Source organism: Pelagimonas phthalicica (genome assembly GCF_004364805.1).
Classification (GTDB): Bacteria; Pseudomonadota; Alphaproteobacteria; order Rhodobacterales; family Rhodobacteraceae; genus Pelagimonas; species Pelagimonas phthalicica.
On sequence record NZ_SOAP01000003.1, the window covers coordinates 131,254 to 147,911 of the forward strand.

The 16,658-nt window shown below is 57.4% G+C and carries 18 protein-coding genes; 11 read left to right on the top strand and 7 right to left on the bottom strand.

Annotation, left to right across the window (positions count from 1 at the left end):
- Positions 1-41 precede the first annotated feature (41 nt).
- A complete protein-coding gene (locus CLV87_RS18760; protein WP_099248614.1) occupies positions 42-248 on the bottom strand; it encodes a DUF1127 domain-containing protein in 207 nt (68 codons plus the stop codon).
- A 323-nt stretch (positions 249-571) separates the two neighbouring features.
- Here CLV87_RS18760 and ruvC point away from each other — a divergent pair, with 323 nt between their 5' ends.
- The 5 genes from ruvC (at position 572) to CLV87_RS18785 (ending at position 3,879) form a co-directional block, all read left to right on the top strand.
- Complete coding sequence (gene ruvC / locus CLV87_RS18765) at positions 572-1,060, top strand: crossover junction endodeoxyribonuclease RuvC (RefSeq protein WP_099248616.1); 489 nt, start codon at positions 572-574, stop codon at positions 1,058-1,060.
- Entirely contained in the window at positions 1,057-1,728 is a 672-nt protein-coding gene (gene ruvA / locus CLV87_RS18770; protein ID WP_099248618.1) for a Holliday junction branch migration protein RuvA, read from the top strand. Before ruvC ends, ruvA begins: the two co-directional genes overlap by 4 nt.
- An 18-nt stretch (positions 1,729-1,746) precedes the next feature.
- The gene (gene ruvB, locus CLV87_RS18775) at positions 1,747-2,775 is read left to right on the top strand and encodes a Holliday junction branch migration DNA helicase RuvB (protein ID WP_099248620.1); all 1,029 of its coding nucleotides are present in this window, start codon (positions 1,747-1,749) and stop codon (positions 2,773-2,775) included.
- Between the two features lie 89 nt (positions 2,776-2,864).
- On the top strand, positions 2,865-3,503 hold the full coding sequence (locus CLV87_RS18780) for a hypothetical protein (protein ID WP_099248622.1): 639 nt from the start codon (positions 2,865-2,867) through the stop codon (positions 3,501-3,503).
- 55 nt (positions 3,504-3,558) lie between these two features.
- Positions 3,559-3,879 carry a hypothetical protein gene (locus tag CLV87_RS18785; RefSeq protein ID WP_099248624.1) on the top strand — a complete coding sequence of 107 codons (321 nt, stop codon included), beginning with the start codon at positions 3,559-3,561 and terminating at the stop codon, positions 3,877-3,879.
- On the opposite strand, the gene CLV87_RS18790 is transcribed toward CLV87_RS18785, so the two are convergent.
- On the bottom strand, positions 3,869-4,285 hold the full coding sequence (locus CLV87_RS18790; RefSeq protein WP_099248626.1) for a hypothetical protein: 417 nt from the start codon (positions 4,283-4,285) through the stop codon (positions 3,869-3,871). The two genes, CLV87_RS18785 and CLV87_RS18790, sit on opposite strands and share 11 nt — an antisense overlap.
- A gap of 46 nt (positions 4,286-4,331) precedes the next feature.
- A complete protein-coding gene (trpS, locus tag CLV87_RS18795; RefSeq protein WP_099248628.1) occupies positions 4,332-5,363 on the bottom strand; it encodes a tryptophan--tRNA ligase in 1,032 nt (343 codons plus the stop codon).
- 75 nt (positions 5,364-5,438) lie between these two features.
- Between trpS and CLV87_RS18800 the strand changes: the two genes are divergently transcribed.
- Positions 5,439-6,125, top strand: coding sequence for a rhomboid family intramembrane serine protease (locus CLV87_RS18800; RefSeq protein ID WP_099248630.1), 687 nt, complete (start codon positions 5,439-5,441; stop codon positions 6,123-6,125).
- Here CLV87_RS18800 and murJ read toward each other — a convergent pair whose 3' ends face one another.
- Together murJ and CLV87_RS18810 are read right to left on the bottom strand one after the other, a co-directional pair.
- A complete protein-coding gene (murJ, locus tag CLV87_RS18805; RefSeq protein WP_099248632.1) occupies positions 6,126-7,670 on the bottom strand; it encodes a murein biosynthesis integral membrane protein MurJ in 1,545 nt (514 codons plus the stop codon).
- A gap of 63 nt (positions 7,671-7,733) precedes the next feature.
- Positions 7,734-8,300 (bottom strand): lysozyme family protein, encoded by a 567-nt coding sequence (locus CLV87_RS18810; protein WP_235871994.1) that lies wholly within the window; start codon positions 8,298-8,300, stop codon positions 7,734-7,736.
- Between the two features lie 367 nt (positions 8,301-8,667).
- On the opposite strand from CLV87_RS18810, the gene CLV87_RS18815 reads away from it, so the two are divergent.
- The 3 genes from CLV87_RS18815 to CLV87_RS18825 all read left to right on the top strand — a co-directional run bounded on the left by CLV87_RS18815 (position 8,668) and on the right by CLV87_RS18825 (position 11,245).
- Positions 8,668-9,336, top strand: coding sequence for a phosphatidylserine decarboxylase (locus tag CLV87_RS18815; RefSeq protein WP_099248636.1), 669 nt, complete (start codon positions 8,668-8,670; stop codon positions 9,334-9,336).
- An 18-nt stretch (positions 9,337-9,354) separates the two neighbouring features.
- Positions 9,355-10,092, top strand: coding sequence for a CDP-alcohol phosphatidyltransferase family protein (locus CLV87_RS18820; RefSeq protein WP_099248638.1), 738 nt, complete (start codon positions 9,355-9,357; stop codon positions 10,090-10,092).
- 118 nt (positions 10,093-10,210) lie between these two features.
- On the top strand, positions 10,211-11,245 hold the full coding sequence (locus tag CLV87_RS18825; RefSeq protein ID WP_099248640.1) for a fatty acid desaturase: 1,035 nt from the start codon (positions 10,211-10,213) through the stop codon (positions 11,243-11,245).
- Positions 11,246-11,296: 51 nt separating this feature from the next.
- Here CLV87_RS18825 and CLV87_RS18830 read toward each other — a convergent pair whose 3' ends face one another.
- Both CLV87_RS18830 and CLV87_RS18835 read right to left on the bottom strand, forming a co-directional pair.
- Entirely contained in the window at positions 11,297-14,101 is a 2,805-nt protein-coding gene (locus tag CLV87_RS18830) for a [protein-PII] uridylyltransferase (RefSeq protein WP_099248642.1), read from the bottom strand.
- Positions 14,061-15,254: a penicillin-binding protein activator gene (locus CLV87_RS18835; protein ID WP_099248644.1), complete on the bottom strand. Its 1,194-nt coding sequence runs from the start codon at positions 15,252-15,254 to the stop codon at positions 14,061-14,063. The genes CLV87_RS18830 and CLV87_RS18835 overlap by 41 nt, the downstream gene beginning before the upstream one ends.
- Positions 15,255-15,343: 89 nt before the next feature.
- Between CLV87_RS18835 and rsmI the strand changes: the two genes are divergently transcribed.
- On the top strand, positions 15,344-16,255 hold the full coding sequence (rsmI, locus tag CLV87_RS18840; RefSeq protein ID WP_099248646.1) for a 16S rRNA (cytidine(1402)-2'-O)-methyltransferase: 912 nt from the start codon (positions 15,344-15,346) through the stop codon (positions 16,253-16,255).
- A complete protein-coding gene (locus CLV87_RS18845; protein ID WP_099248648.1) occupies positions 16,248-16,646 on the top strand; it encodes a YraN family protein in 399 nt (132 codons plus the stop codon). The genes rsmI and CLV87_RS18845 overlap by 8 nt, the downstream gene beginning before the upstream one ends.
- Positions 16,647-16,658 lie beyond the last annotated feature (12 nt).

The following is a 16,658-nucleotide window of genomic DNA, read 5'->3' on the forward strand; positions in this document are numbered from 1 at the left end:
TGGTCAAAACGGGAGTGAGGTTTTGACCTATCTGTCCCGTCTTAGTAACGGCCAGTGATCGCGTCGATGTCGGCGCGGCTCAGTCCGATATCGTCCAGTTCACGATCGGACAGGCCGGACAGTGCTTTGCGCGTTTCGCGTGCTTGCATCCAAGAGGTGAAAACGCCTGCAAAAGTGGCGAAGAGGGATCCGAAGCCAGCGGCGGAGCCAGCGGCTACGTATGGGCGGGTTTGGTCGATTGCGGCCATGTCTAGTCTCCTTGAAGTTTGGTGAGGTTTGCTTTTCTAAATCTCAAAACTGCACTTAATTTGGGCGAGACGCCCAAACAAGGGGCATTTATTGCATGGGTCATATGCAATTGCTGCATAGCAGAAAAACTGGTTAACGCTCCGTAACAAAAGGTAAAATTCCGTGTTGAGATATGTCGTTTTCAGACTGCAAAGGTGACGAAAACAAACCAATGGGTCGCCTAAAGACCAGTGCGTGTCGCAAACGCGACAGGCGTCATTAACCTTGGCGTTTGTTCTCGTTTCGTGCTATATGTGCCAAAAAGCAACAAAAGCGGGCAGCGATGCGGGTATTGGGGATTGATCCAGGCCTCAGAAACCTCGGTTGGGGGGTGATTGAGGTCGATGGAAGCCGACTCAGGCATGTTGGAAATGGGATTTGCCATTCGGTCGGGACAGAATTGGCGACCAGGCTCTTGTCTCTTCATGAACAGCTGACCGAGGTGTTGCAGCGATTCTCGCCCGATATCGCCGCAGTCGAAAAAACTTTTGTGAACAAAGATGCGGTGGGCACACTGAAACTGGGGCAGGCGCGCGGCATCGCTTTGCTTGTGCCAGCGCAATTCGGCCTTGAGATCGGTGAATACGCCCCCAACAGCGTCAAGAAAACGGTTGTTGGCGTGGGCCATGCGGATAAGAACCAGATCGCGCATATGGTCAAAATGCAGCTGCCCGGTGTGCAGCTTGCCGGGCCGGACGCGGCGGATGCGCTGGCCATCGCCATCTGTCATGCTCATCATCAAAGCCATAACAGAATGAAGGTGCGGGCATGATCGGACGGATCGCGGGGCGGATCGAATACAAAGCCATGGATCACGTGCTGATCGATGTGCGTGGCGTCGGCTATATGGTCTATTGCACCGACCGCGTCATGGCTCAGCTTCCTGGTCCGGGCGAGGTGGCAGCGCTTTATACCGAATTGCTGGTGCGCGAAGATCTGATGCAGCTCTTTGGCTTTCCAACACTGGTGGAAAAGGAATGGTTCCGCCTGTTGATGGGTGTTCAGGGCATTGGGGCCAAGGCATCCTTGGCCATCCTTGGTGCGCTTGGGGCCGAAGGCGTGAGCCGTGCCATTGCGCTGGAGGATTGGAATTCGATCAAGGTAGCCAAAGGGGTTGGCCCCAAGACAGCGCAGCGCGTGGTGATCGAGCTGAAAGACAAGGCTCCGGCGGTCATGGCCATGGGGCAGTCTGAACCCACATTGGCGGACGACGTTGTGGAGGATGTGATCGAAACACCCGCAACGCCTGCCAAACGCAAACCCGCTGCCAAACCGTCAAACGCCTCGGCGCAATCCGAAGCGCTCTCGGCATTGGGCAATCTGGGTTACGCGCCAAGCGAGGCCGCCGCAGCGGTGGCACAGGCCGCCGGCGAGACCCCGGAGGCCGATACGCCTACCCTTATCCGCGCCGCGCTAAAACTGCTCGCCCCGGCGGGCTGAGCAGGGTAGGGAGACATCATGAACGACCCTGACCCGACGCTGCGCCCCGATCCCATGCCCGAAGACCGCGACCGCGCCTTGCGGCCGCAAATGCTGGATGATTTCATCGGGCAGGCCGAAGCGCGGGCCAATCTGCGTGTCTTTATCCAATCGGCCCGCGAACGCGGCGAAGCCATGGATCACACCCTGTTTCACGGCCCTCCCGGCCTAGGGAAAACCACGCTGGCGCAGATCATGGCGCGCGAACTTGGGGTGGGGTTTCGTATGACCTCTGGCCCCGTGCTGGCCAAGGCGGGTGATTTGGCGGCGATCCTGACCAACCTGGAACGCAACGACGTGCTGTTCATCGACGAAATCCACCGCATGAATGCCGCCGTCGAAGAGGTGCTCTATCCGGCGATGGAGGATTTTGAGCTGGATCTGGTGATCGGAGAAGGCCCGGCAGCACGCACGGTGCGGATCGAATTGCAACCCTTTACGCTGGTTGGGGCGACGACCCGATTGGGGCTTTTGACCACGCCATTGCGCGACCGCTTTGGCATTCCAACCCGTTTGAATTTTTACGAAATCCACGAATTGGAAACCATTGTTGCGGGCAATGCTCGCAAACTGGGCGTGGAAATCAGGGGTGACGGTGCCTTGGAAATTGCGCGCCGCGCCCGCGGTACGCCACGGATTGCCGGCCGGTTGCTGCGTCGTGTTGTGGATTTTGCCGTTGTCGAGGGTGGCGGGATCGTCACGCAAGAGCTGGCAGATCGCTCTCTGACCCGTTTGGGGGTGGATGCGCTGGGGCTTGATGGGGCGGACCGCCGTTACCTCAAACTGATCGCCGAGAACTACGCGGGTGGCCCGGTGGGTATCGAAACCCTGTCGGCAGCGCTGAGCGAAAGCCGCGATGCTTTGGAGGAGGTGGTCGAACCCTATCTCTTGCAACAGGGCTTGATCCAACGCACACCGCGTGGGCGGATGTTGGCGCAAAAGGCTTGGACACATCTGGGCATGGCTGTGCCGAAAACGCCGGGGCAGACGGATTTGTTCGGGAAATAGGCCAGGCACCTCACGCCCCGGTCTTGATCCCGCGGGCGTGTCAGGCCAAAACGCCAGCCAAATTGCAGCCTCGCACAGAAAGACAGCCCATGACCCCGCAAGAGATCGAACAGCTCTTTACCCGCGCTGACGGCAATTACCTGTTTGCCCGCTGGGGGCGCCCGATCGTGCCGATTGTGTTCGGAGTGCAGGACGAGACGTTAAGCATCGTCAAAGGCGCATTTGAGGCGCTTTGCGTGTTGACCGGCCATAAGATGGCCGAGACAGACCCGGAGCTTGGCTCGAACGTGATGATGTTCTTTTTCCGCGACTGGGACGAGTTGTTGGGCGTTCCGGATCTGGGGCGCTTGATCGACGGGCTGGATGATCTGGTGGGGCGGCTCAAGGCTTCGGGTGCCAATCAGTACCGTGTGTTCCGCTTTGACAAAGGCGGCTCCATTCAGGCGTCATTCGTGTTTCTGCGTATGGACAAGGCGCTGGCCGAGCAACCGGCTGAGGATCTGGCCCTGTCGCAGGTCGCGCAGGTCTTTCTGCTGTGGTCCGAGGCGGCTTTTGCCAATCGATCCCCTTTGGCCAAACTGGAAAATGGTCAGGTGGTGCTGCATCCCGAGATCGGCGCGGTTCTAAGCGCCGCCTATGATCCGCTCATGCCGGCGGTTGCGCAGGATAAAAGCCACGCCTTGCGTCTGTTCGCACGTTGCCAAACGGCGTTGCGACCGGAGGAATAGGTTTTCTTGTCCTTAAACCAGCGGGTTGCTAGGTTTGTGGCAAGGAGAGAGCCTTATGTCGCTTATCAACCTCAAACGCTGGCACTCGGCGCTGGTTCTATTACTTGCCGGGGTGATGGCGGTGATCTTTGCTTTTGTGACCGCCAATTTGGTATCACAGGCCATGGCCAATTGGGAATTCCTGCGGGAGTATGGCTTTACCGCGATTGAACACGGGGCCCTGTATCAGGTCGTTGAGCTCTTCGCCCTCGGGGCCATTTCCATGCTGTGCTGGATGGTGTTCAAGACCTGTGAGCATGTGCTTGTTGATCGTTACTTGGACTGGGCCGAGAAAACGAAATCCGACCGAAAACCCAAGGCTGCACCTAAATCGTGATGCCTGCCCAATAGGCCCACAACAGGCCTCCCCAGATCAGATCGATTGTTGCACAGCCCAACGTGTACCATCGAAAGAATGCCACCCCGACACCTGCATGTTTGGCTAGGTCCCAAGCTGCGTGAGCCAGAACCGAGAAAATCACCATTGGCGGAGATAGAAAGGCACCTATCGTCGCGCAAAGGATCAAAGTGACAGCAATGCCCGTTTCCAGCCTTAGGTCTTGTCCTTTGGCAAAGGCTTGCCGGGTGTAAATCAGGTTCATCGACGCAGAAAAAAGCCCGGCAACAATCCAAACTGACTCCGGCGGTACCAACCCATGGCTCAGTGTCAAAAGGAGGGTCCACGCCAGCGCAATCAAGCCGATCTCTTTTTGCCGCCACGGGCGGTAGAATAGAGCGATCATAACTCACCAAAAAAGAACGGTCGACCTAAGCGGCCGACCGATTAGTTTAACGCACCATTCCGACGATTTCGTAAGTGCGTTTGAGGATGGGTGCAGCGATAGCGCGCGCTTGTTCCGCGCCATGGGCCAGGATCTTGTCGATCTCGCTGGGATCATCCATCAACCGGCGCATTTCTTCGGAAATCGGGGCGAGCTTGTCCACGGCTAAATCGGCGAGGGCAGGTTTGAATTTACCCCAACCGGCTCCGGCATATTCCGCGATCACTGCGTCCGAGCTTTGACCGCTGAGAGAGGCATAAATATTGACCAGATTGCGCGCCTCAGGACGATCCGCGAGGCCGTCCATGGTGTCTGGCAAAGGCTCTGGGTCGGTTTTGGCCTTTTTGAACTTCTTGGCGATTTTGTCTGCATCATCAAGCATGTTGATGCGTTCCATATCGCTTTCACCTGACTTGGACATCTTCTTGGACCCGTCGCGCAGGTTCATCACCCGCACGGCTGGCCCTTCGATCACCGGTTCGGTGATGGGAAAGAAATCGACCTTGTAGTCATGGTTGAACTTGGCCGCGATATCGCGGGTCAGCTCAACATGCTGTTTCTGATCCTCGCCCACCGGAACATGGGTCGCGTGATACAACAGAATGTCCGCCGCCATCAGCGAGGGATAGGCATACAGGCCCAAAGATTGCTTTTCCGCGTTCTTGCCCGCCTTTTCTTTGAACTGCGTCATGCGGTTCATCCATCCGACGCGCGCAACACAGTTAAAGATCCAGGCCAGTTCAGCATGTTCATGCACCTGGCTTTGGTTGAACAGGATGGATTTGGTCGGATCAATGCCGCTGGCGATATAACCGGCGGCGACTTCGCGCGTGGCATTGCGCAGATCTTCGGGGTCTTGCCAGACGGTGATCGCGTGCAGATCAACCACGCAGAAAATGCTTTCGGTGCCAGCCTCTTGGGCGGCCACGAATTTCTGGATAGCACCAAGGTAATTGCCCAGCGTCAGCCCGCCCGAGGGTTTGATCCCCGAAAAGATGCGAGGGGTAAAGGCAGATGGGGTTTGGACGCCCTCTGTCATAACGATATCTCCGTCTGGAAGTTTGATGCCTCGTGGCTTACCCATGGGGCAGAGCATCGTCAAGAAAGAGCAGATATGAGCCATCCCCAGAACGAAAGCCCGGTGAACCCGATGCCGCCCGTGGTGGTGGCGCTGTTTCTCGTCATGGCGGGGATCGAGCTGGCCTTTAACCTTGCGCAGCGTGGGCTGGTCGGCGGGCGCGACGCGGTGGGTTGGCGGATTGAGGCCTGGGAAAGGTTCGGCTTTTCAAGTCGGGTGTTGGATTGGATGGTCGAGACCAGCCAATGGCCTGCCGAACATTTGATACGCTTTGTGTCGTACATGTTTATCCACGCGAGTTTCACACACGGGCTTTTTGCCATCGTCTTTCTGTTGGCCCTGGGCAAGATCGTTGCCGAAGCCCTTGGGCCATGGCGGTTTTTGGTGATCTATTTTGGCAGCGCCGCTTTGGGCGCGCTGGGGTTTGCGGTTATCCTTGACGATCCGCAATTGTTGATCGGGGCGATGGTGCCCGCCTATGGGCTGATCGGAGGCTTTACCTTTTTCTCTTGGGTGGATCTGGACGCGCAAAACGAACCGCGTATTCGCGCCTTTCGCCTGATTGGAGCGTTGTTGGCCATTCAGCTGTTCTTTGGTCTGCTGTTTGGCAGTGATCAAACCTGGGTGGCTGAACTTTGCGGCTTTGTGGCTGGCTTTGGCCTGACTGTGTTTCTGGTTCCCGGCAGCATGGCCCGTATCCTGCGGGCGATCCGGCGCGATTGATTATTTGCGCCGCCGCACGATCCCCTTGAGCTCAGCCATGCTGAACGCGCCAAGCATCTGCCCGGCAATCCCATAGCTGATCGCTCCGACAGCGATCAGCGTCAAGAGGGCGGCGTAACGAATGTAATCGGCAAAGAGCCAAGGCGTGAGCACCAGAAACCCGGCCCAAAGTGCGCCCCCCATAATGAAGGCAGCCAAACAGATCCGCCAAATGCGGGCGTAGAACCGCGGATCAAACTTTGCCACCTCACCCATGCCACGCGCGCCCAGGGCCAGCATGGCGACCATCACCCAGCCCGCCACAGTGGTTGCAATAGCGGGGGCGATCCAGCCGATGATTGGGGCGAGGCCAAAGGCCAAGACCGCATTGATCACCATGGCCCAAGCCGCGTAGCGGAACGGGCTTTTGGTGTCGTGGCGGGCGAAGAACAGCGGTTGCAGCACTTTTTGCAACACGAAACTCGGCAGTCCCAATCCATAGATTGCAACGGCCACCGCGATGGCTTCGCTGTCCTCGCGGCTGGTGAGGCCGCGTTCAAACAGAACCGAGACCAGCGGCAGAGGAATGACGACCAAGGCAACCGCAGATGGAATTGTCAGGGCCAGCGACAACTCCCCGGCGCGTGAAAACGCCTCGCGTCCGCCCGCATCATCTTGCGCCTTCAGGCGGCGGGACAGATCAGGCAGCAATACGATGCCGACCGCGATCCCGACGACCCCCAAGGGCAGTTGATAAAGCCGATCAGCCGAATAAAGCCAACTGATGGCCTTGTCGAAATCAGAGGCGACCCATTGCCCAACCAGCAGGTTGATCTGCATGACGCCGCCCGCCAGGGCCGCAGGCACCGCTGTCACGATCATCAGCTTCATATCAGGGGTCCAGCGCGGGCGGCCGGGGATCAACCTGATCCCGGCGCGATCTGCTGCGACCCAGACAATGGCCAATTGCACGACACCTGCAACCGGAACTGTCCAGATCAACCAGATAATGGCCTCTTGCCCCAGGACATAGGCGGCCACCATCGCCAGAATCGACAGGATATTCAGAAAAACCGGGGCCGCGGCGGCAGCTGCAAAGCGCCCGATTGAGTTCAAAACGCCGGATAGCAAAGCGGCTAAGGAAATGAAGAAGATGTAAGGAAAGACAACCCGGCCATAGCCGACGGCCAGATCAAAACGTTCGTCACCTGCCAGTCCTTCGGCCGTGGCATAGACCAGCGCAGGCATAAAGATCATGGCAAGCGCCGTGAGGATGATCAGCACAAAGGCCAATCCGCTCATGGCGTCGCGCGCAAACTTTAGGTGATCTTCGTCGCCCTCGTATTTCTTGGAAAACATCGGCACAAAGGCGGCGTTAAACGCACCCTCGGCAAAGAAACGGCGAAACATATTGGGCAGGCGAAAGGCCGCGACAAAGGCATCCATCACCGGACCAGGCCCAATCAGGCCAAGGATCAGGATCTCGCGCGCAAAGCCCAGGATCCGGCTCATCAATGTCCAGAACCCGACGGTCATCACGCCAGCAATCAGTTTGATCGGTTTCATTTGCCTGCCTCTTTCTCGCGGCAGGCCTAGCGGATTTGGCGGGATGCGTAAACGGGCGAGGCGTTAACCGGGGAAAATCCGCTTCATCTCGCGATCAAAATGCGCCCAGGTCATGGTGGCTTTGTTCCCGGCGACCCCTTTGTAATAGGAGTGACCCGAGGCCGTGGGCAGCCCAGCCCAGATCTTGGCCAGGTTATGCATAAAGGTCTTGCGCGGCATTTTACCGGCCATCATCTGATGCACGCCAGCCTCGGCCAAAAGGATATCGGCAAGGGCATCCTGAAGCCGCGCATCAAAGCGCGTGTTCAGGCTGACCCCCTTCTTTTGCACCAGTCGTTTCAATGTCGCTGGGATGAATTGGTAGCGCCCGATGGCGTGTTGCTGGCCAGGCGTGTCCTTGATCCATTGATAGATCTCCAGCACTGTCAGTTGTGTCGGAGGCTTGGGCGGTAGGCGTTTAGCGGCGTATTGCACCGCGTCATACCCTTTGGACCCAGCCTCGGCAGAGGCAATCAGATGACGTATCCGTGCCAAAGGCGTTGTGCCCAGCGGCAGTGCCGAAAACCGGGCAACCGTTGCAGCGGGCTTGCTGCGTAGGGGTTTTTGCCGCGCAGGGTAAGGGGCGAGCATTGATCCAGCCCCTTGGCCCGCAAATAAACTACCGTTGCCATTGGTGGTGGGTGATTTTGCCCCGGGGCCGCCGAACATTGGTTGACGATCTACCAGCAAGGGTGGTCGCCCCTCCATCGGGAGGTGTTGCGCCGCCACGATATTTCCAAACCCCATCCAAAGGCCCAACAGGACCATCGCCCAAATACGGTGCATTCTGCCCCTCATCGCTTCTGCTCGACGAAAATATCCGCCAAATTTGTTGAGAACTGGTTTGGAAACCCGTCATGCAACACGGGAAACCGTTCAAATTGACTCTATGCCCCCTTGCGCTTGGGCAAGAAGCCTTGCAGACACGGGCAATCAGCGTCTCAGGAGAGTGAAGCCCATGCGTATGCGGGATACGTTCATCAAACCGATGCACCCGGAAGGGATCAAATTTGTCGCCATTTTCGCGGCGATTACCTTGGTTCTGTTCCTGATCTGGCAACCTTTGGGGTGGATTGGTGTTGGGCTAACGGTTTGGTGTTACTACTTTTTCCGCGATCCAGAGCGTGTCACCCCAGATCGCCCCGGTCTGATCATCAGCCCGGCGGATGGCGTGGTGTCCCTGATTGAAAAGGCTGTTCCCCCGGCGGAACTTGGCATGGCGGATGAGCCTTTGACACGCGTCAGCGTGTTCATGAGCGTGTTTAACTGTCACGTGAACCGGACGCCAATCGCGGGCGAAATCAAGGCGGTGGCCTATCGCCCTGGCAAATTCTTTAATGCCTCGCTGGACAAAGCCAGCAAGGACAATGAGCGCAACAGCCTGCGCATCGAAATGGAAGACGGCCGCGATTTGGCCGTGGTTCAAATCGCTGGTCTCGTGGCGCGCCGCATCGTCTGGTGGGTCGAACCGGGTTCGAAATTGCGCACGGGTGAGCGTTTTGGCCTGATCCGTTTTGGGTCGCGCCTGGATGTGTATTTGCCCGATGGTGTGCAACCCATGGTCAAGATTGGCCAGACAATGATTGCAGGTGAAACCGTACTGGCCGACTTGACGGCGCAGGGCTGATATTGGTCATATCGAATAATGTCTGAACCAAGTGATAAACCAGAACGCGAATTTTCTCTGATCCAGCTGTTGCCAAACGCGCTGACGATTGCGGCGATTTGTGCGGGCTTGACGGCGATCCGATTGGGCGCGCAGGGGAATTTCCTGCTGGCGGTCAAACTGATCCTTGTCGCCGGTATTCTGGATGGTTTGGACGGGCGCTTGGCGCGCGCCCTTGGCAGTGACAGCGAACTGGGCGCGGAGCTGGATTCCTTGGGCGATTTCCTGAACTTCGGTGTCGCACCGCCCCTGATCCTGTATTTCTGGGCGCTGGACGATGTGCGCGGGATCGGCTGGTTCGCAGCCTTGGTCTTTGCCATGTGCTGCGTCATGCGTCTGGCGCGCTTTAACGTGGGCATCAAATCCTCAGACGCCGAAAGCTCCAGCGCCTATTTCGTCGGGGTGCCGTCCCCGGCAGGGGCGCTTTTGGTCATGGTACCGCTCTATTGGAGCTTTGCCTTTCCCGAAAGCACGGGCCTGCCCGGTCTGGTGCTCTGCCTATATGTCATCTGCATTGGCTTGCTCTTGGTCAGTCAGATTCCGACCTGGTCGTTCAAGGCAACCAAGATTTCGCGGAGCAACCTGAAATACTTCTTCTTTGCGCTGTCCATCGTATTTGCCGCCTTTCTGACCTATGCGTGGCTGACACTGATGATCTTGTGCCTGGCCTATGTCGGTACCGTAATTTGGGCCCTGTTCCGCTCTGAAAAAGCCTAGGCGATTATCCGCAAAGCCCTAAAATACGGTGCTTTGCATGACCAAAAGTAAGAATGACGTTGCGATAGTCGGGCATTTCGTTATCTAGGCTGAAAGCTTTTGGCAGCAGAACAGGCGCATGACCCAACAACCTATCCCTTCGGATGTCGCGTCCGATATCCGTGACCCGCGCGATTGGGTCAAAGTCTTGGCAGCATATCGCGATCCGAACTGGAAACAGAGCTGGTTCGAAGTCTTCGCAACCGCTGCGCCATTCTTGGTTTTGTGGGGATTGGCCTGGTGGGCCTTGTCGGTCAGCTATCTGTTGGCTTTTGTGATTTCTTTGGCCAATGGCGTGTTTCTGGTGCGTCTCTTCACCATCCAGCATGATTGTGGCCACGGCTCCTTTTTTGCCAGTCGAGATGCATGCGATTGGTTGGGCCGGGTTTTGGGTGTTGTGACGCTGACGCCTTATGCGGTCTGGCGGCGGACCCATTCGATCCACCATAGTTCCGCTGGTAATCTTGGACGGCGTGGCATTGGGGATATCCACACCATGACAGTGTCCGAGTTTGAGGCCCAAGGATGGTTTGGCCAGCAAATGTATCGGCTTTATCGTAACCCGGTGATCCTGTTCGGACTGGGGCCGATCTATATCTTTTTCCTTCAGAACCGCGTTCCACTTGGCCTGATGAAGATCCGCAAATATTGGTACAGTGCCATGCTGACCAACTTGGTACTGGCCTTGGTGCTGGTGGCGATTTATCTGTTGGGTGGTTGGGCTCCGATCCTGTTGATCTTTGTGCCCTCTACACTGATGGCGGCCACCATCGGGATGTGGTTGTTCTATGTCCAACATCAGTTCGAGCACGCCCATTGGGACGAGGAAGAAGAATGGGACCTGCATAATTCCGCCCTGCACGGCAGTTCCTATTACGTGATGCCCAAGGTCCTGCAATGGCTGAGCGCCAATATTGGCATTCATCATGTGCACCACCTCTACAGCCGGATCCCGTTTTACCGCTTGCCCGAGGTGCTGAAGGATCATGCCGAGTTGGCGCAGGCCAATCGCATGACCATCCGGGAAAGCTTTGCCTCTGTACGCCTTCACCTGTGGGACGAACAAAGCCGCAAACTGTTGTCGTTTAGGCAAGCAAGGGCGCTGACCAGATAATCTGGATCAGTCGCCACTCAGTTTTTGATATTGTCGCGAAAGGGCAAAAGGTCAGCTATTGGCCTGCCGGACCCCTTCGGTGATCGCTTCACGCAGTTTCTTCTCAAGCGACTTTTGCTTGCTGTCTGAATAGAATTTCAGACCAAACATGTCTTTAACATAGAAGGTATCAACGACCTGTTCGCCATAGGTCGCGATAACCGCCGAGACGATATAGACATTGGCGTTGGCCATGGTGCGCGCCAGGTCAAAGAGCAGGCCGGGCCGATCGCGGGTATCCACCTCGATGATGGTAAAGATATCCGAGCCCTCGTTGTCAAAGGTGATCGAGGTCGGAACCTTAAAGGCGCGTTCGCGTTTCTTGATCTTATCCTTGGATTTGATCGCCTCGCGTGCCACCACTTCGCCCATCAAGGTCTTGCGGATCATATCCTTGAGACGTGGAATGCGCGCGGTTTCATATGGCGCGCCATCGCTGTCCTGAATCCAGAAGGCCGCCGTGGCATAGCCGTCTTTGGTGGTAAAGGTGCGCGCGTCGACCACGTTGGCCCCCACCAGTGCCAAAGCCCCGGTCAATCGGGAGAAAATGCCGGGGTGATCTGCGATGGCAAAGCAGACCCGCGTAGCATCGCGGTCTTCGTCCGGGTGGATGTCGATCTTGATCTCGTCCACCTCGATATCACGCAGCAATTCGGCAAAGATTGCATGGGCGGTGACGTGCAAACCCTGCCAATAGGGTGGGTAATGGCGCCCGGTTTCGCGGCGCAGGTCCGATTGTGACCAATCCGGCAGACGTTCGCGCAGCAGTTTTTTGGCTTCGGTGCCGCGGTTCTCGCGGTTGAGAGCCTCCATGCCACCTTCGAGCGCGCGACGGGTTTGCCGGTACAGTGCACGGATCAGGGCGGCTTTCCAGTTGTTCCAGGTATCCGGGCCAACGCCGCGAATGTCGCAAACCGTCAAGACGCAAAGCAAATCCAGGCGTTCGACCGTTTGCACGGCCTTGGCAAAGTCACGCACCGTACGTGGATCAGCAATATCGCGTTTCTGCGCCATATCCGACATCAACAGGTGATAGCGCACCAGCCATTCGACGGTTTCGCATTCTTTCTTGTTCAGCCCCAGACGCGGCGCGACCTTGCGCGCGATCTTGGCCCCCAGGACCGAATGATCCTCGTCGCGCCCCTTGCCAATGTCATGCAACAAGAGGGCGACGTAAATGACACGGCGGTTGATCCCGGTTTCGATGATCTCTGTCGACACGGGAAGCTCTTCGCCCACCTCGCCGCGTTCGATCATCGCCAGGTTCTTGATCACCTGGATCGTGTGTTCGTCCACGGTGTAGTGATGATACATATTGAACTGCATCATCGCCACGATGGGCGCAAATTCCGGCATGAAGGCCGACAGCACCCCCAACTCGTTCATACGCCGCAAGGCGCGTTCTGGGTTGCCATGTTTGAGCATCAGATCAAGGAACAGCTTTTGCGCATCCTTGTTCTCGCGCATTTCCTTGTCGATGAGATGCAGGTTGTTGGTGACCAAACGCATCGCATCAGGATGCAGCAGTAGCCCGGTGCGCAACCCCTCTTCAAAGAGGCGTAGCAGGTTCAGTTTATCCGTGAGAAACGCCTCGTTATCCGCGATGGCCAGGCGGTTATGGATAACCTCATAGCCCGCTTTTACCCGCGGTTTGCGCTTAAAGATCCGCTCCAACAATGGCGCGGCTTTTTTGTGGTCCGCCTCCAAAGACGTCAGGAAGATGCGGGTCAGGTCACCAACGGATGTGGCATGGCGGAAAAAGTCCTGCATGAACCATTCCACTGCACGGCGCCCGCCCTTGTCAGTGTAGCCCATCCGCTCGGCCACCTCGACCTGCATGTCAAAGCTAAGCTGTTCGACGGGGCGACCGGCAGCCAGATGCAGGTGACAACGCGCGCCCCAAAGAAAGCGTTCGGCCTGAACAAAGGTTTCGTATTCCTCAGGGTGGAAAACCCCCAATTTCACCAGCTCAGCCGTGTCATCTGTGTGATGAACATATTTGGCGATCCAATACAGGGATTGCAGGTCGCGCAGCCCGCCTTTGCCCTCTTTGACATTGGGTTCGACCATATAACGCTGGCCTTGCTTTTCATGCCGGGCATCGCGTTCTGACAGTTTTGCTTCGACAAATTCGCGCTCGGTCCCGGTGAACAGATCCTTGAGAAGCTTTTCGTCCAGCTCTTGCGCGAGCGCGACATCGCCAATCAGGAAACGATGTTCCAGCATCGCGGTTCGGATGGTCATATCCTCGCCACCAAGGCGGATACAGTCTTTGACCGTGCGGGAACTGTGGCCGACCTTCATCTTGAGGTCCCACAGAATGTACAGCATGGATTCGATCACGCTTTCGGCCCAGGCGGTGATTTTATAGGGCGTCAGGAAAAGCAGATCGACATCGGAAAACGGGGCCATTTCCCCACGTCCATAGCCACCAACAGCAATGACGGACAAGCGTTCGCCCTCGGTCGGTGCGTTCAGCCGGTGCAGAATGGTGGTCGCGACCTCAAAGGTCAGGCGCACCATGCCATCGGTCAACCATGTGTAAGAGCGGGTGGTGCGGCGGGCCCCAAAGGGTTCTGCTGCCAGCGCCTCGGCAATCACTTTGCGCCCTGTGTCTCGCGCTTCGGCCAGTGTGGCGACAGTGATCTTGCGGATCTCGGATTCCTTGGCCCCCTCAGGAAAGCTGTCAAACAGCTTGGCGCGCAGTCCGGGTAGGTCGAAAATCTCGGATGCCGGAGCGATCAGGTCGTCCGGCATCTGGTCTTGCGTTTTGACGTCAGAAGCCTGCGCCAGAGAAGCTTTTCGGGGCTGGGTCAAGGATCACCATCTGATTGTCTTTGATCGTTGCCACAGACAGCGCCCGTTGATTGGTGCCATCCGCTGTCAGGCGGAATACACCCCCGGTCCCATTAAAGCCAGTGCCGCGGGTCAAAGCCTTGGCGGTCAAAGCGTCGCCCCTGCCTTGTTGCGCCAGTGTCGCAATGGCCGAGATCCCGTCATAGGCCAGCCCGGCAAGCGGGTGAGGGGCCTCACCATATTTTGCGGCAAAGCGGTTTGCGAACGCGGTTTGCGATGATTGGTCAGGCAAGGCAAACCAAACACCTTCGGCCCCTGGCAGGTTGAACAGATCAGGGCGGATGTCAAACCGGGTCAAGCCAACATATTGGACCTGATCGGGCGCGACACCATTGGCTGGAAGCTGATTAAGAAGCATCGGCATCGCGGCATTGTTGGCCTCGGTCGTGATAAAGATCGAATCCGCATCGCCGGCAGCAACAGCCGCTGCCGCCGCTTTTGCGGTCGCAGTCACGCCTTCAACCGACAAAGAATACCCCTCGGAGGAAACGACGCGGATGCCGTTCTTGGACGCGGCCAGCTCAATCGCTGAACGTCCAAACTGTCCAGAAATGTCATCGGAATAGATAATAACGATGCTTTTCTTACCGTTTTTGCGTGCATGCGCCATCAGGCGGTCAGCGGTGTTGTTAAAGGTTGGCCCCAAGAGGAAAACATTGCCGCCTGCAATCGATGGATTGTTGGAGAACCCAAGGACATTGATGCCTTCGTCGGCGACAGCCAAGCCCGCGCCATTTACTGCGTCGGCGCGCAATGGCCCAAGAATGATCTTAGCCCCTTCGTCGACAGCGCGCTGCGCCTGCGCGGCAGCGGTCGAGGCAGCACCAGAGGTATCATACGTTTTCAGTTCAATTTTCGCGCCGCTGAGCTCTTCGACAGCCATGCGCGCCGCTTGCTCGAGGGATTTGGCGACGGAGGCAGCCTGGGCGTCGGATTTTGGCAACAACAATGCGACTTGAATTGGCTTATTGGGGTCGATTTTGGGGCCGGAATTGCCGCCGCCGACGCCCAAGCCGCCAATTGCGGAGGGGTCACAGGCGGACAGGGCCAATGCCGTGACAAGGCCAGCGGCGGGGCGCAATGCCTTGCGCAAGGGGGATAAAACAGCAAACATGGACGGTGAACTCCCTCGTTGTCGGGCGCGGGGTCCAGTCCGCGCGAACTTGATCGCGAATATAAACGAGCAGGGAAAAGGGTCCAGTTATGAATCGGGACAAGGCGGGGGATCGCGTCGAAATTGACGGGGAAAATACGCGGTTTGGGCCTCAAAAACCCACACCTGGCCTCTATTTGGTCGCAACGCCCATTGGCAATGCCCGCGATATCACCTTGCGTACGCTGGATCTTTTGGCCACCGCTGATGTTCTGGCAGCAGAGGACACCCGCAGTTTGCGCCGCCTGATGGAGATTCACGGAATCGCCGTCAATGGCCGGCCAATGATCGCCTATCACGACCATAACGGGAACAAGGCGCGTCCGCGTCTTTTGGCCGATCTGGCGGCGGGCCGCTCGGTCGTTTACGCCTCCGAAGCGGGGACGCCGATGATTTCCGACCCCGGTTTTGATCTCGCACGCGCCGCGCGGGAGGAGGGGGCTTTGGTCACCTCGGCTCCGGGGGCCTCAGCCGTAGTGACGGCTTTGACGATTGCGGGTCTGCCAACGGATCGGTTCCTGTTTGCCGGTTTCCTGCCCAATGCCAGCGGCGCGCGCAAAAAAGTCTTGAGCGAGCTTGCTGAGACCCAAGCAACGCTCGCCTTTTACGAATCCCCCAAACGGTTGGGCGCGGCGTTAAAGGATGCGGCCTCGACCCTTGGAGCGGACCGACCCGCAACTGTCTGCCGCGAGTTGACCAAGAAATTTGAGGAAGCGCGGCAAGGCACCTTGGGCGAGTTGGCCGAGCATTACGCGACACACCCTGCCAAGGGCGAGATCGTTTTGCTGATCGGCAAAGCGGAGAAGGGAAACGTTAGCGAAAACTTAATCCAAGCGGAGGTAGAAAAGGCTTTGGAAACCATGTCGGTGCGCGATGCGGCGGACACGGTTTCGACAATGCTGGGTGTCAAAAGGCGCCCGGTCTACCAAATGGCAATGCACTTGGCGAAAACCGATGATTGATGGTTCAGATGACACGCTTAAGGATGGCACGCGCAAATCTCGGGGGCAAACCGGGTATCATGCGGGTGTCGCAGCCGAAGATTGCGTTGCCCAAGACTATGAAAGACGTGGCTATCCCCTTGCCTGCAAACGCTGGCGCGGGGCCGGGGGCGAGGTTGACTTGATCCTGCGCGATGGTCAGGGGCTGGTCTTTGTCGAAGTCAAGAAAAGTCGCGATTTTGCACGTGCGGCGGAACGATTGAGTGCGCGCCAGATGCTCCGCCTTCAGGCCGCTGCCGAAGAGTTTCTGGCAACTGAACCCAACGGGTCGTTGACCGAGGTTCGGTTTGATGTGGCCTTGGTGAATGGGATGGGTGAAATCCGCGTGATTGAAAACGCATTTGGCCATTAAGCGGGCGCGCAC

Excerpts from the sequence above, each read along its gene's own strand:
- CLV87_RS18760 (WP_099248614.1), bottom strand. The coding sequence starts at position 248 with ATGGCCGCAATCGACCAAACCCGCCCATACGTAGCCGCTGGCTCCGCC.
- ruvC (WP_099248616.1), top strand. The coding sequence starts at position 572 with ATGCGGGTATTGGGGATTGATCCAGGCCTCAGAAACCTCGGTTGGGGG.
- ruvA (WP_099248618.1), top strand. The coding sequence starts at position 1,057 with ATGATCGGACGGATCGCGGGGCGGATCGAATACAAAGCCATGGATCAC.
- ruvB (WP_099248620.1), top strand. The coding sequence starts at position 1,747 with ATGAACGACCCTGACCCGACGCTGCGCCCCGATCCCATGCCCGAAGAC.
- CLV87_RS18780 (WP_099248622.1), top strand. The coding sequence starts at position 2,865 with ATGACCCCGCAAGAGATCGAACAGCTCTTTACCCGCGCTGACGGCAAT.
- CLV87_RS18785 (WP_099248624.1), top strand. The coding sequence starts at position 3,559 with ATGTCGCTTATCAACCTCAAACGCTGGCACTCGGCGCTGGTTCTATTA.
- CLV87_RS18790 (WP_099248626.1), bottom strand. The coding sequence starts at position 4,285 with ATGATCGCTCTATTCTACCGCCCGTGGCGGCAAAAAGAGATCGGCTTG.
- trpS (WP_099248628.1), bottom strand. The coding sequence starts at position 5,363 with ATGACAGAGGGCGTCCAAACCCCATCTGCCTTTACCCCTCGCATCTTT.
- CLV87_RS18800 (WP_099248630.1), top strand. The coding sequence starts at position 5,439 with ATGAGCCATCCCCAGAACGAAAGCCCGGTGAACCCGATGCCGCCCGTG.
- murJ (WP_099248632.1), bottom strand. The coding sequence starts at position 7,670 with ATGAAACCGATCAAACTGATTGCTGGCGTGATGACCGTCGGGTTCTGG.
- CLV87_RS18810 (WP_235871994.1), bottom strand. The coding sequence starts at position 8,300 with ATGCTCGCCCCTTACCCTGCGCGGCAAAAACCCCTACGCAGCAAGCCC.
- CLV87_RS18815 (WP_099248636.1), top strand. The coding sequence starts at position 8,668 with ATGCGTATGCGGGATACGTTCATCAAACCGATGCACCCGGAAGGGATC.
- CLV87_RS18820 (WP_099248638.1), top strand. The coding sequence starts at position 9,355 with ATGTCTGAACCAAGTGATAAACCAGAACGCGAATTTTCTCTGATCCAG.
- CLV87_RS18825 (WP_099248640.1), top strand. The coding sequence starts at position 10,211 with ATGACCCAACAACCTATCCCTTCGGATGTCGCGTCCGATATCCGTGAC.
- CLV87_RS18835 (WP_099248644.1), bottom strand. The coding sequence starts at position 15,254 with ATGTTTGCTGTTTTATCCCCCTTGCGCAAGGCATTGCGCCCCGCCGCT.
- rsmI (WP_099248646.1), top strand. The coding sequence starts at position 15,344 with ATGAATCGGGACAAGGCGGGGGATCGCGTCGAAATTGACGGGGAAAAT.
- CLV87_RS18845 (WP_099248648.1), top strand. The coding sequence starts at position 16,248 with ATGATTGATGGTTCAGATGACACGCTTAAGGATGGCACGCGCAAATCT.